This window comes from Moraxella sp. DOX410 (assembly GCF_032248735.1).
In the GTDB taxonomy this organism is placed as follows: domain Bacteria; phylum Pseudomonadota; class Gammaproteobacteria; order Pseudomonadales; family Moraxellaceae; genus Faucicola; species Faucicola tetraodonis.
In genome coordinates this window covers 1,238,016-1,254,635 of sequence record NZ_CP135138.1, presented here as the reverse complement: position 1 = coordinate 1,254,635, position 16,620 = coordinate 1,238,016, and the positions used below count along the sequence as shown (strand labels likewise).

Sequence of the window (16,620 nt, the reverse complement as noted above, 5' to 3'; positions counted from 1 at the left end):
AGCAGTTATCCTACCGGTGAACAATTTACGATTTGTATTTTTGGTGGATTTACATTAAGGTAATGCGGCACAGAACTTCATTTTACTGTGGGTTTATACAATGGATAAACTGCAGTTTCTCTGTTTTGAATTTAAAAATTTTGCAAAAAAATCGAGGCCCTATGAGCAGCTTAAGCCAATTAGAACAAGATTTAAAACAATTTCGCGCCCTTCCATACCACAGCGATACCCAGTTAGCGCAAAAACTCAGTGAAGTACAAGCCTGGCAACGCGGTCGTATTCATAAAACCCACCAAGCGTTATTTGCCAGCGCCAACAACCAAGCCATGGGGGAATTTTTAATTGACCAACTATATGGGGGCGAAAAATTCAATGTGCTCGCTGAACAGCTAGAGCGCATGGTGCAAAAGGCTGAAAAACTAGAAAAATTTATCCCTGCCAATGCCGTGAGCACAGGCGCAGCCGGTATCATCGAAGCGATTAACGCCATTAAGCTTGATTTACAACTTGCTCAATATTTACAAGAGAATAATTTATCCGTGGATGAGCCATCCATGATTAAAGCCTATCAGTCCGTCAATGCAGAGTCGGCAAGACGCCAGCAGATTGCTGACCTCAAACAAATGTGCTATCGCACAGACAAATATCTTAAATCATTTATCTTACAAAAAGCATTTTCACTTGCCAAAGGCACAGCGTACAAAAAAGGCTTTCAGCCGTTATATGATTTTATCGCCGAAGGTTTTGCTGCTATCAAACCAATTAAAAGTATTGGTGCCTTTATCGAGCCATTTTGTGAAAAAGAGTTGCAAATCATTACCAATGTGCATGCTGGCAAAGAACATCCCTTTGATGTTTAGTGATAAAATAGAAAAAAATTTTGCAGTACCTTTGCGCTTTTAACTTTGCCAATTTTTGATTGGCGATGACCTCACTAGGAAACCACATGAACGACAATAACCATAATTCAATCCAAGACAGCTTGGTTAAAGACAGCCTCCAAGCCAATGACAAACTCAATAGCCAAGTACAACAATCACTGACAGCTGACACCACCATCAACCGTCAATTTACTGGCACAGCTGATTTGCCAGAATCCGTGCCCCAAGGTCAGCAGCTCACTCGCCCTGCACCCGCTATCCCCAATGACGCTATTCCTAATAATTCATCAGCGCAATCAACTAGCGGTTTTGATAAATCAGCTATCTACAATCCGCATACCGAAGCCACTGATGGTAATGAAGAAACCCATTTTGGCTACAAAACCGTCAAAAAAGCTGAAAAACAAGAAAAAGTAGCAGAAGTGTTTACCTCTGTTGCCAAAAAATACGACATCATGAATGATTTAATGTCACTGGGTATTCATCGTCTGTGGAAACGCTATGCCATCAGCCTAACGGGCGTGCGTGCCGGTCAACGGGTGCTAGATATCGCAGGCGGCACAGGTGACTTGGCAAAAGCCTTTAGTAAAGAGGTGGGTCGCACAGGTCATGTGGTATTATCCGATATCAATGAAGCGATGCTAGAGGTCGGTCGTGAGCGTCTGCTCAATGCAGGCTGTAGTAACGTCGACTTTGTACTCGCCAATGCTGAGACGCTGGCACCATTTGAAGATGAAAGTTTTGATTTGGTGACCATCAGCTTTGGGCTACGCAATGTCACCGACAAAGACGCGGCACTGCGCTCGATGTATCGGGTGCTCAAAAAAGGCGGGCGCTTGCTGATTTTGGAATTTTCAAAACCTGTGTTTGAGCCATTTGGTAAAGTGTATGATTTGTACTCGTTTACCGCATTGCCACTCATGGGTAAATTGGTGGCGAATGACAGCGAAAGCTATCAGTATTTGGCAGAGTCTATCCGTATGCACCCAGACCAACGCACCTTAAAAGGCATGATGGAAGAGGCAGGCTTTGTCAATTGTGATTATCACAACTTAACAGGCGGTATCGTGGCGGTACATCGTGGGTTTAAAAAGTAATGGATGGCGAAAAATATAATAGCTCACTGAAATTTATATACTAAAAGAGAATCAGATGTTTACTGTATTACTACTCGCAGGCATTGAAAAAGTGGTTAATTTAGCGATTGCCACTGACTCCATCACCCAAGCAGGGCTACAACCGTTATCGGGTAAAGTTTTGCGCCTAATGATGACAGAGCCAGCCATTGAATTTGATACGATTTTTAATGATGACCATATCCGCTTTGAACCTGTGACGGTTGATGTTTTTGAACCTAAAGGTAGCGCCGTGGTAAGCAAACCTGATTGTGTTGTCAAAGTGGACAACCCTGTGCATTTGCTCAATTTGATGGGCGAGCCACAAGGCAATCTGCCGATTGAGGGCGATTATAAAGTGCTGATGCAAGTCAAACAATTAGTCGCTGGGTTTGACCCTGATATCATTGGTAAACTGCAACCTCTGATTGGTCTACCGATGGCAAGTCAACTGTCTAATCTATTAGCCAACCTAAAAGGCACAATCGCTATACCTGCCAAAGAGATGTTTGCCGATATTGCCAATATCAGAGAGTGGAAAACCAACGATGCAAATACTGATGACAATGCAGGCAATGAGTTAAAGCAACAGCTACTAAAACTGCGGGCGGATATTGAACGTGAACAAGCCAAACTCGATGCCATCAAGCAACAGCAAGCGGCTTTATTGCAAAAGTAGATTGGAAAAGTAGATTGCAGAAGTAAATTTATTGCAAAAGTTGCTTTTGCACAATCAACATGACGGGTTATATCCCCGTCTTTTTTTAACCATTAAAAAATTGCTTATATCATGCTAGAATTCCCACCATTGATAAGCTTTCTAACGAGTTGCCAACGTGTTACTAAATCATCGCAAACGTCTTCTACAACTGTGGCGCATTGCCGCTCATTATCGTGTTGATACCCATCTGCCTATTGAAGAGACGCCGCAGCTTGAGCCCATTGCCAAGCTTATCCGTATGCACCCTGCCAGCTATTTTCAAAAACCTCATCCAGACGGGGTAAGGCTGGCGCTTGAAGAGATGGGCACGCTGTTTTTAAAATTAGGGCAGCTGCTTTCCACGCGTCGTGATTTGGTCACCCCTGAGATTATTGAGCAGTTGGTGCACCTGCAAGACAGGGTGAAACCCTTTAGTGTCGATACGGTTATCGAGCAAATTGAACAATCGACAAAAAAAGGCGGTTTGGGGCAAACTATCAATCAGCTATTTGCTAGATTTGATGGTACACCGTTAGCCGCGGCATCCATCGCGCAAGTACACACCGCACGCCTGCATGATGGGCGTGAAGTGGTAGTCAAAGTAGTTCGCCCAACCATCCGTGAACAGATTATTGAAGATTTTGAATTATTGCGCGATTTGGCAGGGTGGGCATCGGCACGGATTGAAGCGGCACGTGCCGTACATATTATCGATATCGTTGAAGATTATCGGCAAGTCTTGCTCAATGAGCTTGATTTAACCCTTGAAGCTGCCAATACCACCCAAATGCGTAACAACTTTTTGGGTTCATCGATGATGTATGTGCCTGAAGTGTATCAAGCCAGCAAAAACATCATGATTATGGAGCGCATTGTTGGGGTGCCGATTTCGCAAACCCAAGTATTTGATGCGCTTGGATATGATAGGGCGGCACTTGCGGCAAAAGGATTAACGATTTTTTTCACCCAAGTGTTTCGAGATAATTTCTTCCATGCCGATATGCACCCAGGCAATGTGTTTGTTGAAACGCTGCCAGCCGATACCCCAAATCCCAATCCCCGCTATATCGCCCTTGATTGCTCAATCGTGGGCGAGCTATCTAAAGCTGACCAAATGATGGTGGCAAGGCTTTTATTATCGGTGATGAACAATAACTTTACCGGTCTAGTGGATATTATCGCGCGGGCAGGCTGGATTCCACCCAATACCGATAAATACGCCCTCATGCGCGATATGCGCCGCACCGTGTCACCGATGATTAGTAAGCCAATCAACGACATTGATTTTGCAGGTGTGCTCATGTCGGTGCTTGATATTGCTCGTCGCTATCATTTGGATATACCGCCGCAATTAATGCTACTGCTTAAAACGCTAGTGCATGTGGAAGGTTTAGGAAGGGATTTATACCCTGAGCTTGATATCTGGTCGCTCGCCAAACCGATTTTGACAGGCTGGGTGAAGCAGCAATTTGACCCGATGCAAAAAATTGGCGAGCTACGCAAGCAATTACCTGAACTGTTACTAAGTCTCAATGATATGCCACAGTTGTTGGATAACAGTTTGCAAAGTCTGTCAAATCTAGGCGCTCATCAAGATCAGCGGCTGCGTGAAATACAGCAAATTCGCTCAGATATGCTCAAAAGTCGCCAGCAGGATTGGCTTGCGGTACTTGGGTTTGTGGGTGCGTTATTCATCGCGCAAATGATTGCCAGTCATGCCGTTTGGCAGGTGAGTAGCTGGCTTGCACCAATTTTTTATGTGATTGCCGTGGTGTTTGTATTGTGGCGGTTGTTAAATTAGCGCCTTAAACATGCTTCATATAATGATCGGCTAGCAGTTTGACAATCGTAGGGATAAAGGGTTTTGCCAAATCATGTCCCATGTCTTTAATCAAATGAAACTCACTGTGCGCAATCGCTTTGGCAATCGCCCGACCATGCGCCGGTGGCACCAGTCCATCTTTTTCCCCATGAATGATAATAGTTGGCTGTTTGATTTTTTGGTCGAATTTAACAATAGAGCCAGTGGCTAATATTGCTTGCAGCTGCTGAAGCGCGCCACGTGGGTGATAACTACGTTCAAACCGCAAACGAATGAGTCGTTCTACTTCCTCTTCATCCACATGATTGGGTGAGCCGATACGCTGCATACACCACACGCCGTATGCGACCACGTCATCAATTTGGGTGGTTTTGGGATGTGACAGTAGGGTTTGCAGCTGCTTTGGCTTGGTGGGTGGTAAAAATGGCTTGTTGTTACTGGTAAACATGAGACCCAGTGTCGACACGCGTTTTGGGTATTTGGCAGCCAAAATTTGCGCAATCATCCCGCCCATAGATGCCCCCACCACATACACATTGTTTAGCGCTAACTTATCAAGCAAGCGGCGTGTATCTTCCACCATGTCAAATAAGTTATATGCCACAGGAAAATGACGGTTCGTCAAACCCACTTGCATACGCAGCATCATTTTGACATTGTTGGTGGGAAAACGCGGGAAGGGTCGGGCGATTTTTGAGGATAGCCCGATATCACGATTGTCAAAACGAATCACAAAAAAGCCTGCATCAATCAAGCCTTTGACAAAACTATCTGGCCAAAACACCAACTGCGAGCCTAAGCCCATAATCAGCAGCAAGGGCGGATGATCAGGATTGCCACCAACTTCAACACACAGTTGTAATTCATCACCAATATCAATGATGGCACTTTGCATAAAGTCCGTAATCACTGAGGGTTCAAAATTAAATTTGGCTAAATCCATAATTTATTCCAAAAATATCAATCTGCTAGTGGGGTGTTGAATTAACTTGCCGCATTAGATGACTCGTTGCACGAGCGTGGCAGCTAAGAAAGCCAATCCGCCACTTGCTTGGTTAACGTTAAGCGCTGTTTTGCTGCTTCTCTACCGGCTAATACAAACCCTAAAATGCTATTGGTATCATCTTTTGGATGGGCGGTCATGACCATTCCATCAGTGGTTAGGGTCGTTTGCCAATACAGTTGATCGTCACTGTACTGCCCTGATACGGGTAATACCACCAAAGGTAAACTAGGTGTTTTGATAGCCACTGGCATGGCAGGATACACCACTTTGGTCGGCGCCATGTTAGGGTCGGCTAAGGTTTTTGCCAACGCTTTGGCTTGGTTCATCAATGGCATGACATAGGGCATATAGCTACCCATCACGTTGGCACAATCGCCAATGGCATAAATATGCTTGGCCGATGTGGCTAGGTACGCATCAACCTTGATGCCTTGCTGCACTGTTCTTGGTAAATGGGTTACTGTAGGATTGATGTGCTGTGACGATGCTATGGCAATGTTCGCTGATGCGGCAAGGTCAGTATTAGCCACCAAACCAATCGCTATCAAAACAATATCCGCTTCAAAGGTTTGTGATTGCTTATCCCTGTCAAACGAGATAGTCACGGTTGCATTATCGCTTGTATTAATATTTGTAGTAATATTTTTATTAAGGTTTGTCGTGATACTGGTGATATCAGTGCCTAAATAAAATGCTACCCCTGACTGAGTCAAAGCGTCTTGTAGCAAGATACCTGCCTGGCTAGGTAGCTGCTGAGACAGTGGGCGTGCCGCTTTATCAAAGAGAGCTACTGTGATGTCAGCGGTCTGGTTACCGGTATTTTGACCAATCAAATCATTGGCAAATTCACAACCAATCAACCCTGCACCAATAATCGCTACCTTAACGGGCGCTGATTTTTGAGATTTTAGGGTGTTTAGACGCTGCTGAAAGCTTTTGTATTCATCTAGATGATTGACGGCAAAAATGGTTTGATGATTGACAGCTAGATTGGGTAACAGTCTAGAATGCGCGCCTGTCGCCAATACCAAATCTCGATATGCAAGCGTTGTTTGAGACGCTTCATTGATTAACGAGCGAACCACAATGACTTGTTCAGCGGCATTAATATCAGTGACTTGATGAAAATTTAATAGGGTCAGGTTTAATGTTTCTGCCATTTTTGCCGCGCTCGCATTGGCGATGCTATCAGCAAGTTTGTTTTGCGCATAGGCATTTGACAAGGTTGGCTTAGCATAGCTATCACCACTGTCTTGACACACCATGACGATCGGCAAGCTAGCCGTTAGCTTTCTGAGCTCACGCGCTAGCGTATAGCCCGCCATGCCTGAACCAATAATGATTACAGGTTGTGGTTGTGTATTTGACAGTTGCGCAATAGGGGCGTCATTTGAACTGATACTGTTTAAGCTTACACTATTGTCACTGGTACTATCGACACTCGCATTATCGGCATTGTGAGTTGATTGCATGATAAAACCTTATTATATTTATTATAGTTCAATCATTTCAAAGTCCACTTTACCAACCCCACATTCAGGGCAAGTCCAATCTTCGGGAATATCTTCCCAGCGTGTACCCGGAAGGATGCCTTCTTCTGGGCAACCCAGTGCCTCATCATACACCCAACCACACACGATACATTGATATTTTTTCATTGATAACTTTCCCTATATTAGTGGTAACTTTTGCTATTGAAGATAAGGATAAAAATTGCAATTACAATGCCGAGCAGTATGTTAACCATGCAAAACTTACGCAATCACCTAAAAATTTAACTTGCGATAGTTTACAAGTATGCACTGAAACAAGCAAGCCAATGACAGGCAACATTCAATCCCATATCAAAATTTTAAAATCAGTTCGCCCAAGCCTAGCCTATTAATCATGGTTAAAGTAAATACTTAACGCCATCCCTAACCTTGATTGGCTCAGCAGGAAAAAATTGCTAGAATGAGGCACGCTTTAGCAATTTTTACTTAATTCTTACTTAACACTTATTTTTTCTGAACTTGGTCAATCCTATGCAATCAACTATCACCCCTGATTCACCACACCCATTTTGGCAAATCATCAGAGTGGTACCTGATTTTCCCAAACCAGGCATTGCGTTTTATGATATCACGCCATTATTGCGCGCTCACGTCAATGCGGTAATCGATGCGTTACTGGCAGCGATACCACAGCCAGTATTTGAGGCGGTTGATTGCTTTGGCGCCATTGAAGCGCGGGGGTTTATTTTTGCTAGTCTGTTGGCGGGTCGAACAGGCAAAGGCATGGTATTGGTACGCAAGGAAGGCAAGCTGCCACCGCCTGTGGCGAATAAAAGCTATGCCCTAGAGTATGGTAGTGATACTTTAGAGATGCAGGCGGGACTTGCGCCGGCGAATGTGTTGTTGGTGGACGATATATTGGCGACAGGCGGTACTTTGAGCGCCGCGGTGGGACTTTGTGAGGCCGCAGGGCATCAGGTATTAGGCGCACTTGTACTGCTTGATTTGGTGGATTTGCATCAACCGCTTGCTATACCACTTTATACTGTGTTGCAAGCTAAAGGCTAATGGGGTGGCATGGAGCTAATCATGATTAAAGGACATGATTAGCCGCTAACAAAAATTTAATGAACTAAGCTTTAATTAACAACGCTTAGTTAACCAAGCCTCTCAAGGTTTGCTCTAACGCTTCTCGAGCTTGGATAAAGCCTTCAATACCAGCAGATAATAATTCTTGGCTGATAGGATCAAGCGCATGTTGTTCGGCAAATTGTGTCTCATCGAGGGTTTCCTTTTTGAGGTCAATAAATTTCATGTCTGGGAATAGCTGACGCTCGACTTTGACGTCCATCGTGGCAAGTTGGTCTAGCAAATCAGGCGCAATCGTTAATAAGTCACAACCTGCCAAAGCTAATATTTGCTCAATGCTACGAAAACTCGCGCCCATGATTTGGGTGGTGTAGCCATGCTGTTTGAAGTAATGATAGATAGTTTTGACTGAGCTCACGCCTTTATCACGGCTGATTTCGATGCTATCGAGTCCTTCGTCTTTTTTCTGCCAATCCAAAATCCGTCCGACAAATGGCGAGATTAAGGTAACATCGGCATCGGCACAGGCTTTGGCTTGGTGCAAGCCAAATAGCAGCGTCACATTACAATGAATACCTTGTTGCTCTAGCGCTTTGGCGGCTTGAATGCCTTCCCAGGTGCCAGCGATTTTGATGAGTACGCGTTTTTTATCAATCCCGGCGGCTTCATAGGCTTTGATAAATTGCTGCGCTTTGACAATTGTGCCATCGGTATCATAAGACAACCTTGCGTCAACTTCAGTGGAAACACGACCATCAATCAGTTTTAAAATTTCGGTGCCGATATAAATGGTGAGCTCATCAATCACCGCATCGATATCATTGGGGTATTTTTTTAAGGTCTCAATTAAAATAGGCTGCATTTGTGGCGCTGACAATGCTTTCGTAATCAAGCTTGGGTTGGTGGTCGCATCGACTGGTTTTAAGCGGGCAATCGCTTGCAAATCCCCAGTATCTGCCACAATGGTTGTCATCATTTTTAATTGGTTTAAGCTGCTCGTCATGTACTTTCCTAAATGTCAAATTGCTGCATGTCACTGATAACCTATGAGGGGCAAAATGGTATAGTTTCATTCAATGTTGTTTAACCTATGTCAAAAGCTATCACAAACATTGTGACAATCGCTAGTTTTTTTTTCTATTTTGCCAGTATTTGTTAAGCGCCTAGCCGAATAATCCAATTTTTTTTTAGGGTATGCCAAAAATATTGTGTCTATATCACTATTTGTGATGAAAAAGCGCAGAGCGAAACTCGATTAACAGGCGTGATTTGTGCTAGTATTAGGCAATTTCTGCTATAAAGCCATTTGGTAACTTTGTATATTTCAAGGTATATTTCAAGGTATATTTCAAAGTATATTTCAAGCTAGGCTGCCTGTGATTTATGACCCTCAATCCTATCGCGCAGGTCAGTGTTGACTGTTGAGTTGTAATTTTATGAATGAACAAACGATGAGCAATGATGAATTAATTGGACTTCGCCAAAAAATTGATGAAGTGGATGAAAAAATCCAGCGATTAATCAACGAGCGAGCAGGCTATGCGGTGCAAGTAGCCAAAGCCAAAAAGACGCAAGAAGACAATCCGATTTTTTATCGCCCAGAGCGAGAAGCACAGGTGCTAAAAAAGGTGATGGCGCGCAACGAATCTATGGGCGGGGTACTACCAGCGGATAAGATGGCGCGTTTGTTCCGTGAGATTATGTCGGTGTGTTTGGACTTAGAAGCGCCACAAAAAATTGCGTATTTGGGCCCTGCAGGTACCTTTACCCACATGGCAGCGCTGAAGCATTTTGGTAAAGCCGCTACCACAGTGCCGCTATCGACCATTGCTGATGTGTTTCGTGAAGTGGAAGCCGGCTCTGCCATGTATGGCGTCGTCCCTGTGGAAAATTCCTCAGAAGGGGTGGTCAACCATACCCTTGATGGATTTTTATCCTCCGATTTAAAAATCATTGGTGAGGTAGAATTACCGGTGCATCATCAGTTTTTGGTGGGTGAGCATACCAAAGTGGGCGCAATTTCAAAAATTTATGCCCACAGCCAAGCGCTTGCCCAATGCCGCCAATGGTTAGATACCCATTATCCCAATGTCGAGCGTGTCGCAGTCTCTAGCAATGGTGAAGCGGCGCGGCGTATCAAAAATGAGTGGCACTCAGCCGCCATTGCAGGGGAAGTGGCAGCAAGCGAATATAATTTGCACAGACTATTTGAAAATATCGAAGATACGCCGTCCAATACCACACGTTTTTTAATCATTGGCCGCGAAGCAGTAGCGCCGTCAGGTCAAGATAAAACCTCGATTTTAGTGTCAGCCAAAGATCAGGCGGGCGCGCTGATTCAAATATTGCAGCCACTCGCAAAACATGGGGTGTCGATGACCAGTATCGAAACCCGCCCAGAGCGTCCAAACAAATGGGCTTATGTGTTCTTTATTGATATGCTTGGTCATATTGACGATGCCAATATGCAAGCCGCGCTCGCTGAGATTCGTCCCCAAGTCAAAGATTTACGGGTATTAGGCGCTTATCCAAAAGCGGTAATTTAACCGTTTTTGGCAATAAAATTTTATCAGTATCCATCATCAACGAAAGGTTTTGATATGACGATCCAATCGGTCAATCACAGTATTGAGCAGTTAAAAGCTTATGAAATGGACAAATCCAATGAAGAGCTGACCCGTGAGTATGGCTTGGGTGACATCGTCAAATTGGCGAGCAATGAAAACCCAACCGGCTGCTCACCACACGTGACCTTGGCAATCACGTCAAAACTGGGGGAATTATCGCGTTATCCCGATGGTGCAGGGCAGGGGCTTAAACAAGCGTTAGCTGATTTTTTGGGCTGCGAAACAAAACAAATTGTGTTGGGTAATGGCTCTAATGAATTACTCAATAACATTACCGCAAGCTTTGCCGATGGCGATGATGTGATTGTGTATTCTCAATACGCGTTTTCGGATTACGAATTGGCGTCTTTGGGTATTAGTGAGCGAACCCAACAAGTCGCTGCCAAAAATTTTGCTCATGATTTGCCTGCGATGCTTGAGACGGTCAATCAAACCGCCAATTGTAAAATGGTGATTATCACCAATCCCAACAACCCCACCGGCACCGTGCTCGCCAAAGATGATCTGATTAAATTCATCAAAAAAGTGCCATCGGAGGTGTTGGTGGTGATTGATGAGGCTTACATCGAATTTGTGCCAACGCTCAGCTGTGTAGATTTGACCCAAGAGTATGACAATGTCATTGTGCTACGTAGCTTTTCCAAAGCTTATGGACTGGCAGCCTTGCGCATTGGTTATGCAGTAAGCAGCGCAAGCATTGCCGAGATTTTAAATTATACGCGCCAGTCGTTAAATACCAGTACATTGGCGCATGCCGCCGCCACAGCCGCGATTAAAGACCAACATTTTATTAACCAATATTTGGCGTTTAACCATGAGCAAAAACAAGCCCTGTATGATGGATTGGATAGCTTAGGTGTCGTCTATGTCAAATCGGCTACCAACTTTGTGATGGTTAATGTCGGCGATGGCATGGACATCTACCAAACCTTGATTGAGCAAGGTGTGGTAGTGCGACCGATGGTTGGGTATGGTCTGCCAGCCTGGATACGCGTGAGTGTGGGTTTGCCTGAAGAAATTAACCGTTTTTTAGATACGTTGGCGCAGGTATTGAGCTAAGCCAATGTTAGAAAAAAGGTTAGAAAAAAAGTTAGAAAAAAATGGTGAAGTATTTTGGCATTTTTTAGCGTTATTTGTGGTCATTGTTTGGGGAACAACATTAGCAAGCACTAAGGTGCTGCTGGCGGATATGTCGCCCATTCAAATTTTGCTGTATCGGTCGTTATTTGCCTATGGGCTATTGTTTGCCATGTCACCTAGACTGCAAACCTTTAGCAGTGTAAAAAACGAAGTGTTGTATTTTTTGTCGGGTCTGTGCGGTATCACCCTGTACTTTTTGCTAGAAAATACCGCCTTGCTATATACCTATAGCAGTAACGCGGCGCTGCTAGTCACAGCATCACCTTTGTTTACGGTGCTGATTGCCAGTTTTGTCATTAAAACGCATGCTTTTAGCAAGTTGCTGTTGATTGCCTGTGTGATGGCGTTGGTTGGCGTGGCGTTGGTACTGGCTAATCAGCCGATGAGTTTAACCAATGGCATGCTAGGTAATATTTTGGCGCTATTAAGTGGGTTGGCGTGGTCGTTCTTTGGGTTTGCTAACAGTGCCATTAAAGATGCGCTCAACCCGATGGTACGCATGCGTAAAGTGTTTTCGTATGGCATAATCACCGCGTCGCTGTATATGCTTGTGACAGGTGAAGCCTTTATCAACCTTCACGCGTTTACGCCCATCAATCTGGCAAATTTACTGTTTTTAGGTGGTATCGCTTCCGCCTTGTGTTTTGTGTTGTGGACCAATGCCAATAAGCATTTGGGCGTGGTAAAAACCTCGCTGTATATTTATTTTATTCCGCTCATTGCAGTATTGTTGGGTGTGGTTTTATTGGGCGAAACAATAACCATCAGCACTATTTTGGGTGGGATTTTGATTGCATTGGCAGTCTTTTTAGCAAATTATAAAAAATCGGTAAGTTAAATGTTTGAAAAAGTGTGTTTTATTGGGCTAGGGCTCATCGGCGCAAGTTTGGCGCAAGCCATGCGTGATAAAAAATTGGCCAAATCAATTGTGGCGGTCAGCCGTTCACAATCAACCATTGACAAAGGTATCAGCTACGGACTGCTTGATGCAGGGTTTGATGATGCTGCCCTTGCAGTACAAGGGGCAGACTTGGTGGTGATAGCCACGCCGGTACAGGCGGTCAAAAAGATTTTTGAGCAAATCAAACCCATCATTACCGATAAAACCATTATCATGGATGTGGGCAGTACCAAAGGCAATATCATTGCAGACGCCAGTGCGGTATTTGGTGAGGATATGCCCAAAGGCTTTGTGCCAGCTCATCCGATTGCAGGGGCAGAAAAATCAGGGATTGATGCGCGTAATGCCAAACTATTTGATAACCATAAAATTATCTTAACGCCGCTAGATACCACTAGCAAACAAGCCGTTAAAAAAGTGATTGCACTATGGGCGCAGACTGGCGCAGAAGTGGTAACCATGCCAGCGGATTATCATGATAAGGTGCTCGCGCGTACCAGTCATTTACCCCACTTGCTCGCCTACAATCTAGTCGCGCAACTAGCCAATCACAACGACAATATGGATATTTTTCGTTTCGCGGCGGGTGGCTTTCGGGATTTTACCCGTATCGCCGCCAGCGACCCAACCATGTGGCATGATATTTTTTATGCCAATAAAACCGCGCTCCTCGATGCCATTGATGAATTTAGTGAGCAATTAAGCCAGTTGAAAGCAATTATCGAGACCAATGATTCTGAGCAGATGCTGGGTATATTAACCCAAGCCCAAGCCGCCCGACAACATTTTGGACATATGTTAAATAAAACGCCTTATTTGGAAAAACAAGCCATGAAGCAAACTTACGTTATCGCCCCCGCGCAACAATTTGAAGGCAGTCACACTGTCGCGGGAGACAAGTCTATCTCTCACCGTTCAATTATGTTTGGTTCGTTAGCCAAAGGTACCACCACGGTGACAGGGTTTTTGGAAGGTGAAGACGCACTCGCTACTTTGCAAGCCTTTCGTGATATGGGCGTAGTGATTGAAGGTCCCAATCAGGGCAGGGTAGTGATTCATGGGGTTGGATTACATGGGTTAAAACCCTCGCATGATCCGCTATACATGGGTAATTCAGGCACCAGTATGCGCTTGTTATCAGGTATTTTATCAGCACAAAAATTTGATTCGGTGATGACGGGCGACCCGAGTTTATCCAAACGTCCCATGGAACGAGTCGCCAAGCCACTGCGTGACATGGGTGCCAAAATCCAAACCACGGGCGAAAAGGGTACGCCGCCGATTAGCATCACCGGCAATCAAACGTTAACAGGTATCCGCTATGAAATGCCGATGGCATCAGCGCAGGTGAAATCGTGTTTGCTGCTAGCAGGGCTATGGGCACAAGGCACTACCACAGTGATTGAGCCAGAAGTGACGCGCGATCACACCGAGCGCATGCTGACGGCATTTGGTTATCCTGTGACAGTGTCAAAAGTGCACAATGGCAATCAAATTAGTGTGACAGGGGGCGGCGAATTAACGGCATGTGATATCGCAGTGCCTGCTGATATCTCATCCGCGGCATTTTTTATGGTGGCAGGCGCCATCGCCCAACAAGGCAATGTGACCATCAAACAAGTAGGCATCAATCCCACGCGCACCGGCGTGATTGATATCCTAAAGCTGATGGGTGCTGATTTGACATTGACCAATGAAACCACCGTCGGCGGTGAGCCAGTTGCCGATATCGTGGTGAAATCTTCAAAATTGCAAGGTATTGAGATTCCTGAGCACTTGGTGCCGCTCGCCATTGATGAATTCCCTGTGCTGTTTGTGGCAGCAAGTTGTGCCACGGGTAAAACCGTGCTACATGGCGCAGCTGAGTTACGCGTTAAAGAATCTGACCGTATTCAAGTCATGGCAGATGGGCTAAAAACCTTAGGAATTGCATGTACTGTACTCGATGATGGCATTGAAATTGAAGGTCGCGGTGATGTGACACAGGTGTTTGGCGGTGGTGAGATTGAATGTCACCATGATCATCGCATTGCCATGAGTTTTACTGTGGCAAGTTTGCGCGCAAGTGATACGATTACCATTCATGGTACTGAGACGGTCAATACCAGCTTCCCTAACTTTGCTGAATTGGTCAATAGTGCAGGATTGCAAGTTACAGTGGTGACTGACTAAATCCTAGGTGAGCTAAACTTGTATCACTGTCGCAAGTCTTTACATGGATGACATGAAAACTAAGATAGACTATGACTTTCTTAGTTTTTACTTTTTTACAGAAAATAAAATTTATCGTTGTGTTAATGAAAAATCAAATCCCCGAAAATCAAACAATTGATATCATCAATAGTGACATTCCGACCCGTGCTGTTGATATGACTGACCATGAAAAACCAACCGTAGTGACCACCCCCAAAGGGGTATTGACCGCACTGGCTGCTTTTTTGATTTGGGGGTTTTTCCCGCTGTATTTTAAGCTACTCAAAGATTATGATGCGATTGAAATCATTGGGCATCGAATTATTTGGACGTTTGTCACGATTTTATTAATCATGACAGTGACTAAAAACTGGCACTGGTTAAAAGTGATTCAAGCCAACCCAAAATGGCTACTTTATACTGCCGTTTCGGGGGCGATTATCTCAGTCAATTGGCTGGTGTATGTGTGGGCGGTCAATCATGATCAGATTTTGGAAGCCAGTTTGGGCTATTATATTGGTCCGTTGATGGGTATTTTACTATCCCTTGTGGTCATCAAAGAGAAACTGCGTCCTTTGCAATGGATGGCAGTGATTTTGGCAGCGATAGGCGTGGCGATTCAGTTGGTCGTGCTGGGTAAATTGCCGTGGGTATCGTTATTGTTGGCGAGTAGCTTTTCTGTGTATGGTTTGATGCATCGCCATACGCCGGTTGATGCGCTGTCTGCGATGTTTATCGAAACGGCATTATTGGTGCCGGTATTTATTGGCTGGTTTGCTATGCATGATGTTGCTAGTAGTCAGCTAGATTTTTGGCTGTCGCCATCAATTTTTTTATTGATGCTTGCAGGGCCAGTGACCTTGATACCGCTATTAATGTTTAATAAAGCTACCAAAATGGTCAACTTTAGTTTATTGAGTTTTTTAAATTATTTGACCCCGTCCATGATTTTTTTATTGGCGATATTTTTGTATCATGAGCCTTTTAACATTTATAAATTGATTACCTTTGCCTTTATTTGGACAGGGTTGGTATTTTTTAGCTATGATTTAATCAAACAACGAAATACCTAACGAGAGTAAAATGACTACACCAGAAACCACCCAACAAACTAAGCTTGAAACGCCCCACAGCACCACGCAAGCTACCACACAAAAAACCATGCATGAATCGCTATATTCAGCGGCGGATGCCTTGCACGCGATTGCAAACGAAAAGTCCAACAATCAGCCAATCAAGCTGACGGGTAATTCAACGGATATGGTATTTGTTAAGGGTCTCAAAGTCGATGCCGTGATTGGCGTGTATGAGTGGGAGCAGCAAATAACCCAACCGTTGATTTTTGATATTGAAATGGTGGGCTGTCAATACCAAGCGTCGCAGACTGATAATATTCAAGATGCCATCAATTATAAAAGTGTCAGTGAGCGCGTGGCTGAAGTGAGCATTGCCAACAAAGTCGCGCTGTTAGAGCGGTTAGCGCAATTGGTCGCTGAGATGATTTTGGCAGAATTTGCCCCAGAAAAAGTCACAGTGACGATTCACAAACCCACCGCCATCAAACAAGCCGATAGTGTCGGGGTTAAAATTACCCGTTTTCAGCAAGATTAGGGCGTGTCCCTATTTGGATAATGAGGCTAAAAATAGACTAAA

At 44.5% G+C, this 16,620-nt stretch carries 15 protein-coding genes; 11 read left to right on the top strand and 4 right to left on the bottom strand.

The window, feature by feature from the left end; genetic code table 11:
• The first annotated feature begins 161 nt into the window (after positions 1-161).
• The 4 genes from RNZ41_RS05540 (at position 162) to RNZ41_RS05525 (ending at position 4,497) form a co-directional block, all read left to right on the top strand.
• Positions 162-860, top strand: a complete 699-nt coding sequence (locus RNZ41_RS05540) for a DUF8198 family protein (protein ID WP_312383568.1) — start codon at positions 162-164, stop codon at positions 858-860.
• 86 nt (positions 861-946) lie between these two features.
• A complete protein-coding gene (gene ubiE, locus RNZ41_RS05535) occupies positions 947-1,978 on the top strand; it encodes a bifunctional demethylmenaquinone methyltransferase/2-methoxy-6-polyprenyl-1,4-benzoquinol methylase UbiE (RefSeq protein WP_314026770.1) in 1,032 nt (343 codons plus the stop codon).
• A gap of 55 nt (positions 1,979-2,033) precedes the next feature.
• Entirely contained in the window at positions 2,034-2,675 is a 642-nt protein-coding gene (locus tag RNZ41_RS05530; RefSeq protein WP_314026769.1) for a hypothetical protein, read from the top strand.
• 157 nt (positions 2,676-2,832) lie between these two features.
• A complete protein-coding gene (locus RNZ41_RS05525; protein ID WP_314026768.1) occupies positions 2,833-4,497 on the top strand; it encodes an ABC1 kinase family protein in 1,665 nt (554 codons plus the stop codon).
• A 4-nt stretch (positions 4,498-4,501) separates the two neighbouring features.
• On the opposite strand, the gene RNZ41_RS05520 is transcribed toward RNZ41_RS05525, so the two are convergent.
• From RNZ41_RS05520 to RNZ41_RS05510, 3 genes are all read right to left on the bottom strand, one after another.
• Complete coding sequence (locus RNZ41_RS05520; protein ID WP_314026767.1) at positions 4,502-5,461, bottom strand: alpha/beta fold hydrolase; 960 nt, start codon at positions 5,459-5,461, stop codon at positions 4,502-4,504.
• An 83-nt stretch (positions 5,462-5,544) separates the two neighbouring features.
• The gene (locus RNZ41_RS05515; RefSeq protein ID WP_314026766.1) at positions 5,545-6,996 is read right to left on the bottom strand and encodes an FAD-dependent oxidoreductase; all 1,452 of its coding nucleotides are present in this window, start codon (positions 6,994-6,996) and stop codon (positions 5,545-5,547) included.
• A 21-nt stretch (positions 6,997-7,017) separates the two neighbouring features.
• The gene (locus RNZ41_RS05510; protein ID WP_007116674.1) at positions 7,018-7,182 is read right to left on the bottom strand and encodes a rubredoxin; all 165 of its coding nucleotides are present in this window, start codon (positions 7,180-7,182) and stop codon (positions 7,018-7,020) included.
• A gap of 366 nt (positions 7,183-7,548) precedes the next feature.
• On the opposite strand from RNZ41_RS05510, the gene RNZ41_RS05505 reads away from it, so the two are divergent.
• Positions 7,549-8,085 carry an adenine phosphoribosyltransferase gene (locus tag RNZ41_RS05505; RefSeq protein ID WP_314026765.1) on the top strand — a complete coding sequence of 179 codons (537 nt, stop codon included), beginning with the start codon at positions 7,549-7,551 and terminating at the stop codon, positions 8,083-8,085.
• Between the two features lie 85 nt (positions 8,086-8,170).
• Here the strand turns inward: RNZ41_RS05505 and RNZ41_RS05500 are convergent, their stop codons facing one another.
• A complete protein-coding gene (locus RNZ41_RS05500) occupies positions 8,171-9,109 on the bottom strand; it encodes a transaldolase (protein ID WP_050324444.1) in 939 nt (312 codons plus the stop codon).
• 433 nt (positions 9,110-9,542) lie between these two features.
• Here RNZ41_RS05500 and pheA point away from each other — a divergent pair, with 433 nt between their 5' ends.
• The 6 genes from pheA to folB all read left to right on the top strand — a co-directional run bounded on the left by pheA (position 9,543) and on the right by folB (position 16,578).
• The gene (gene pheA, locus RNZ41_RS05495) at positions 9,543-10,652 is read left to right on the top strand and encodes a prephenate dehydratase (RefSeq protein WP_314026764.1); all 1,110 of its coding nucleotides are present in this window, start codon (positions 9,543-9,545) and stop codon (positions 10,650-10,652) included.
• Positions 10,653-10,706: 54 nt separating this feature from the next.
• Entirely contained in the window at positions 10,707-11,792 is a 1,086-nt protein-coding gene (gene hisC, locus RNZ41_RS05490; protein WP_314026763.1) for a histidinol-phosphate transaminase, read from the top strand.
• Positions 11,793-11,796: 4 nt separating this feature from the next.
• Complete coding sequence (locus RNZ41_RS05485; RefSeq protein ID WP_314026762.1) at positions 11,797-12,711, top strand: DMT family transporter; 915 nt, start codon at positions 11,797-11,799, stop codon at positions 12,709-12,711.
• A complete protein-coding gene (locus RNZ41_RS05480) occupies positions 12,712-14,946 on the top strand; it encodes a bifunctional prephenate dehydrogenase/3-phosphoshikimate 1-carboxyvinyltransferase (protein ID WP_314026761.1) in 2,235 nt (744 codons plus the stop codon).
• A gap of 197 nt (positions 14,947-15,143) precedes the next feature.
• Complete coding sequence (rarD, locus tag RNZ41_RS05475) at positions 15,144-16,040, top strand: EamA family transporter RarD (protein ID WP_314027819.1); 897 nt, start codon at positions 15,144-15,146, stop codon at positions 16,038-16,040.
• Positions 16,041-16,050: 10 nt separating this feature from the next.
• On the top strand, positions 16,051-16,578 hold the full coding sequence (gene folB, locus RNZ41_RS05470) for a dihydroneopterin aldolase (RefSeq protein WP_314026760.1): 528 nt from the start codon (positions 16,051-16,053) through the stop codon (positions 16,576-16,578).
• Positions 16,579-16,620 lie beyond the last annotated feature (42 nt).

Excerpts from the sequence above, each read along its gene's own strand:
- RNZ41_RS05540 (WP_312383568.1), top strand. The coding sequence starts at position 162 with ATGAGCAGCTTAAGCCAATTAGAACAAGATTTAAAACAATTTCGCGCC.
- ubiE (WP_314026770.1), top strand. The coding sequence starts at position 947 with ATGAACGACAATAACCATAATTCAATCCAAGACAGCTTGGTTAAAGAC.
- RNZ41_RS05530 (WP_314026769.1), top strand. The coding sequence starts at position 2,034 with ATGTTTACTGTATTACTACTCGCAGGCATTGAAAAAGTGGTTAATTTA.
- RNZ41_RS05520 (WP_314026767.1), bottom strand. The coding sequence starts at position 5,461 with ATGGATTTAGCCAAATTTAATTTTGAACCCTCAGTGATTACGGACTTT.
- RNZ41_RS05515 (WP_314026766.1), bottom strand. The coding sequence starts at position 6,996 with ATGCAATCAACTCACAATGCCGATAATGCGAGTGTCGATAGTACCAGT.
- RNZ41_RS05510 (WP_007116674.1), bottom strand. The coding sequence starts at position 7,182 with ATGAAAAAATATCAATGTATCGTGTGTGGTTGGGTGTATGATGAGGCA.
- RNZ41_RS05505 (WP_314026765.1), top strand. The coding sequence starts at position 7,549 with ATGCAATCAACTATCACCCCTGATTCACCACACCCATTTTGGCAAATC.
- RNZ41_RS05500 (WP_050324444.1), bottom strand. The coding sequence starts at position 9,109 with ATGACGAGCAGCTTAAACCAATTAAAAATGATGACAACCATTGTGGCA.
- pheA (WP_314026764.1), top strand. The coding sequence starts at position 9,543 with ATGAATGAACAAACGATGAGCAATGATGAATTAATTGGACTTCGCCAA.
- hisC (WP_314026763.1), top strand. The coding sequence starts at position 10,707 with ATGACGATCCAATCGGTCAATCACAGTATTGAGCAGTTAAAAGCTTAT.
- RNZ41_RS05485 (WP_314026762.1), top strand. The coding sequence starts at position 11,797 with ATGTTAGAAAAAAGGTTAGAAAAAAAGTTAGAAAAAAATGGTGAAGTA.
- RNZ41_RS05480 (WP_314026761.1), top strand. The coding sequence starts at position 12,712 with ATGTTTGAAAAAGTGTGTTTTATTGGGCTAGGGCTCATCGGCGCAAGT.
- rarD (WP_314027819.1), top strand. The coding sequence starts at position 15,144 with ATGACTGACCATGAAAAACCAACCGTAGTGACCACCCCCAAAGGGGTA.
- folB (WP_314026760.1), top strand. The coding sequence starts at position 16,051 with ATGACTACACCAGAAACCACCCAACAAACTAAGCTTGAAACGCCCCAC.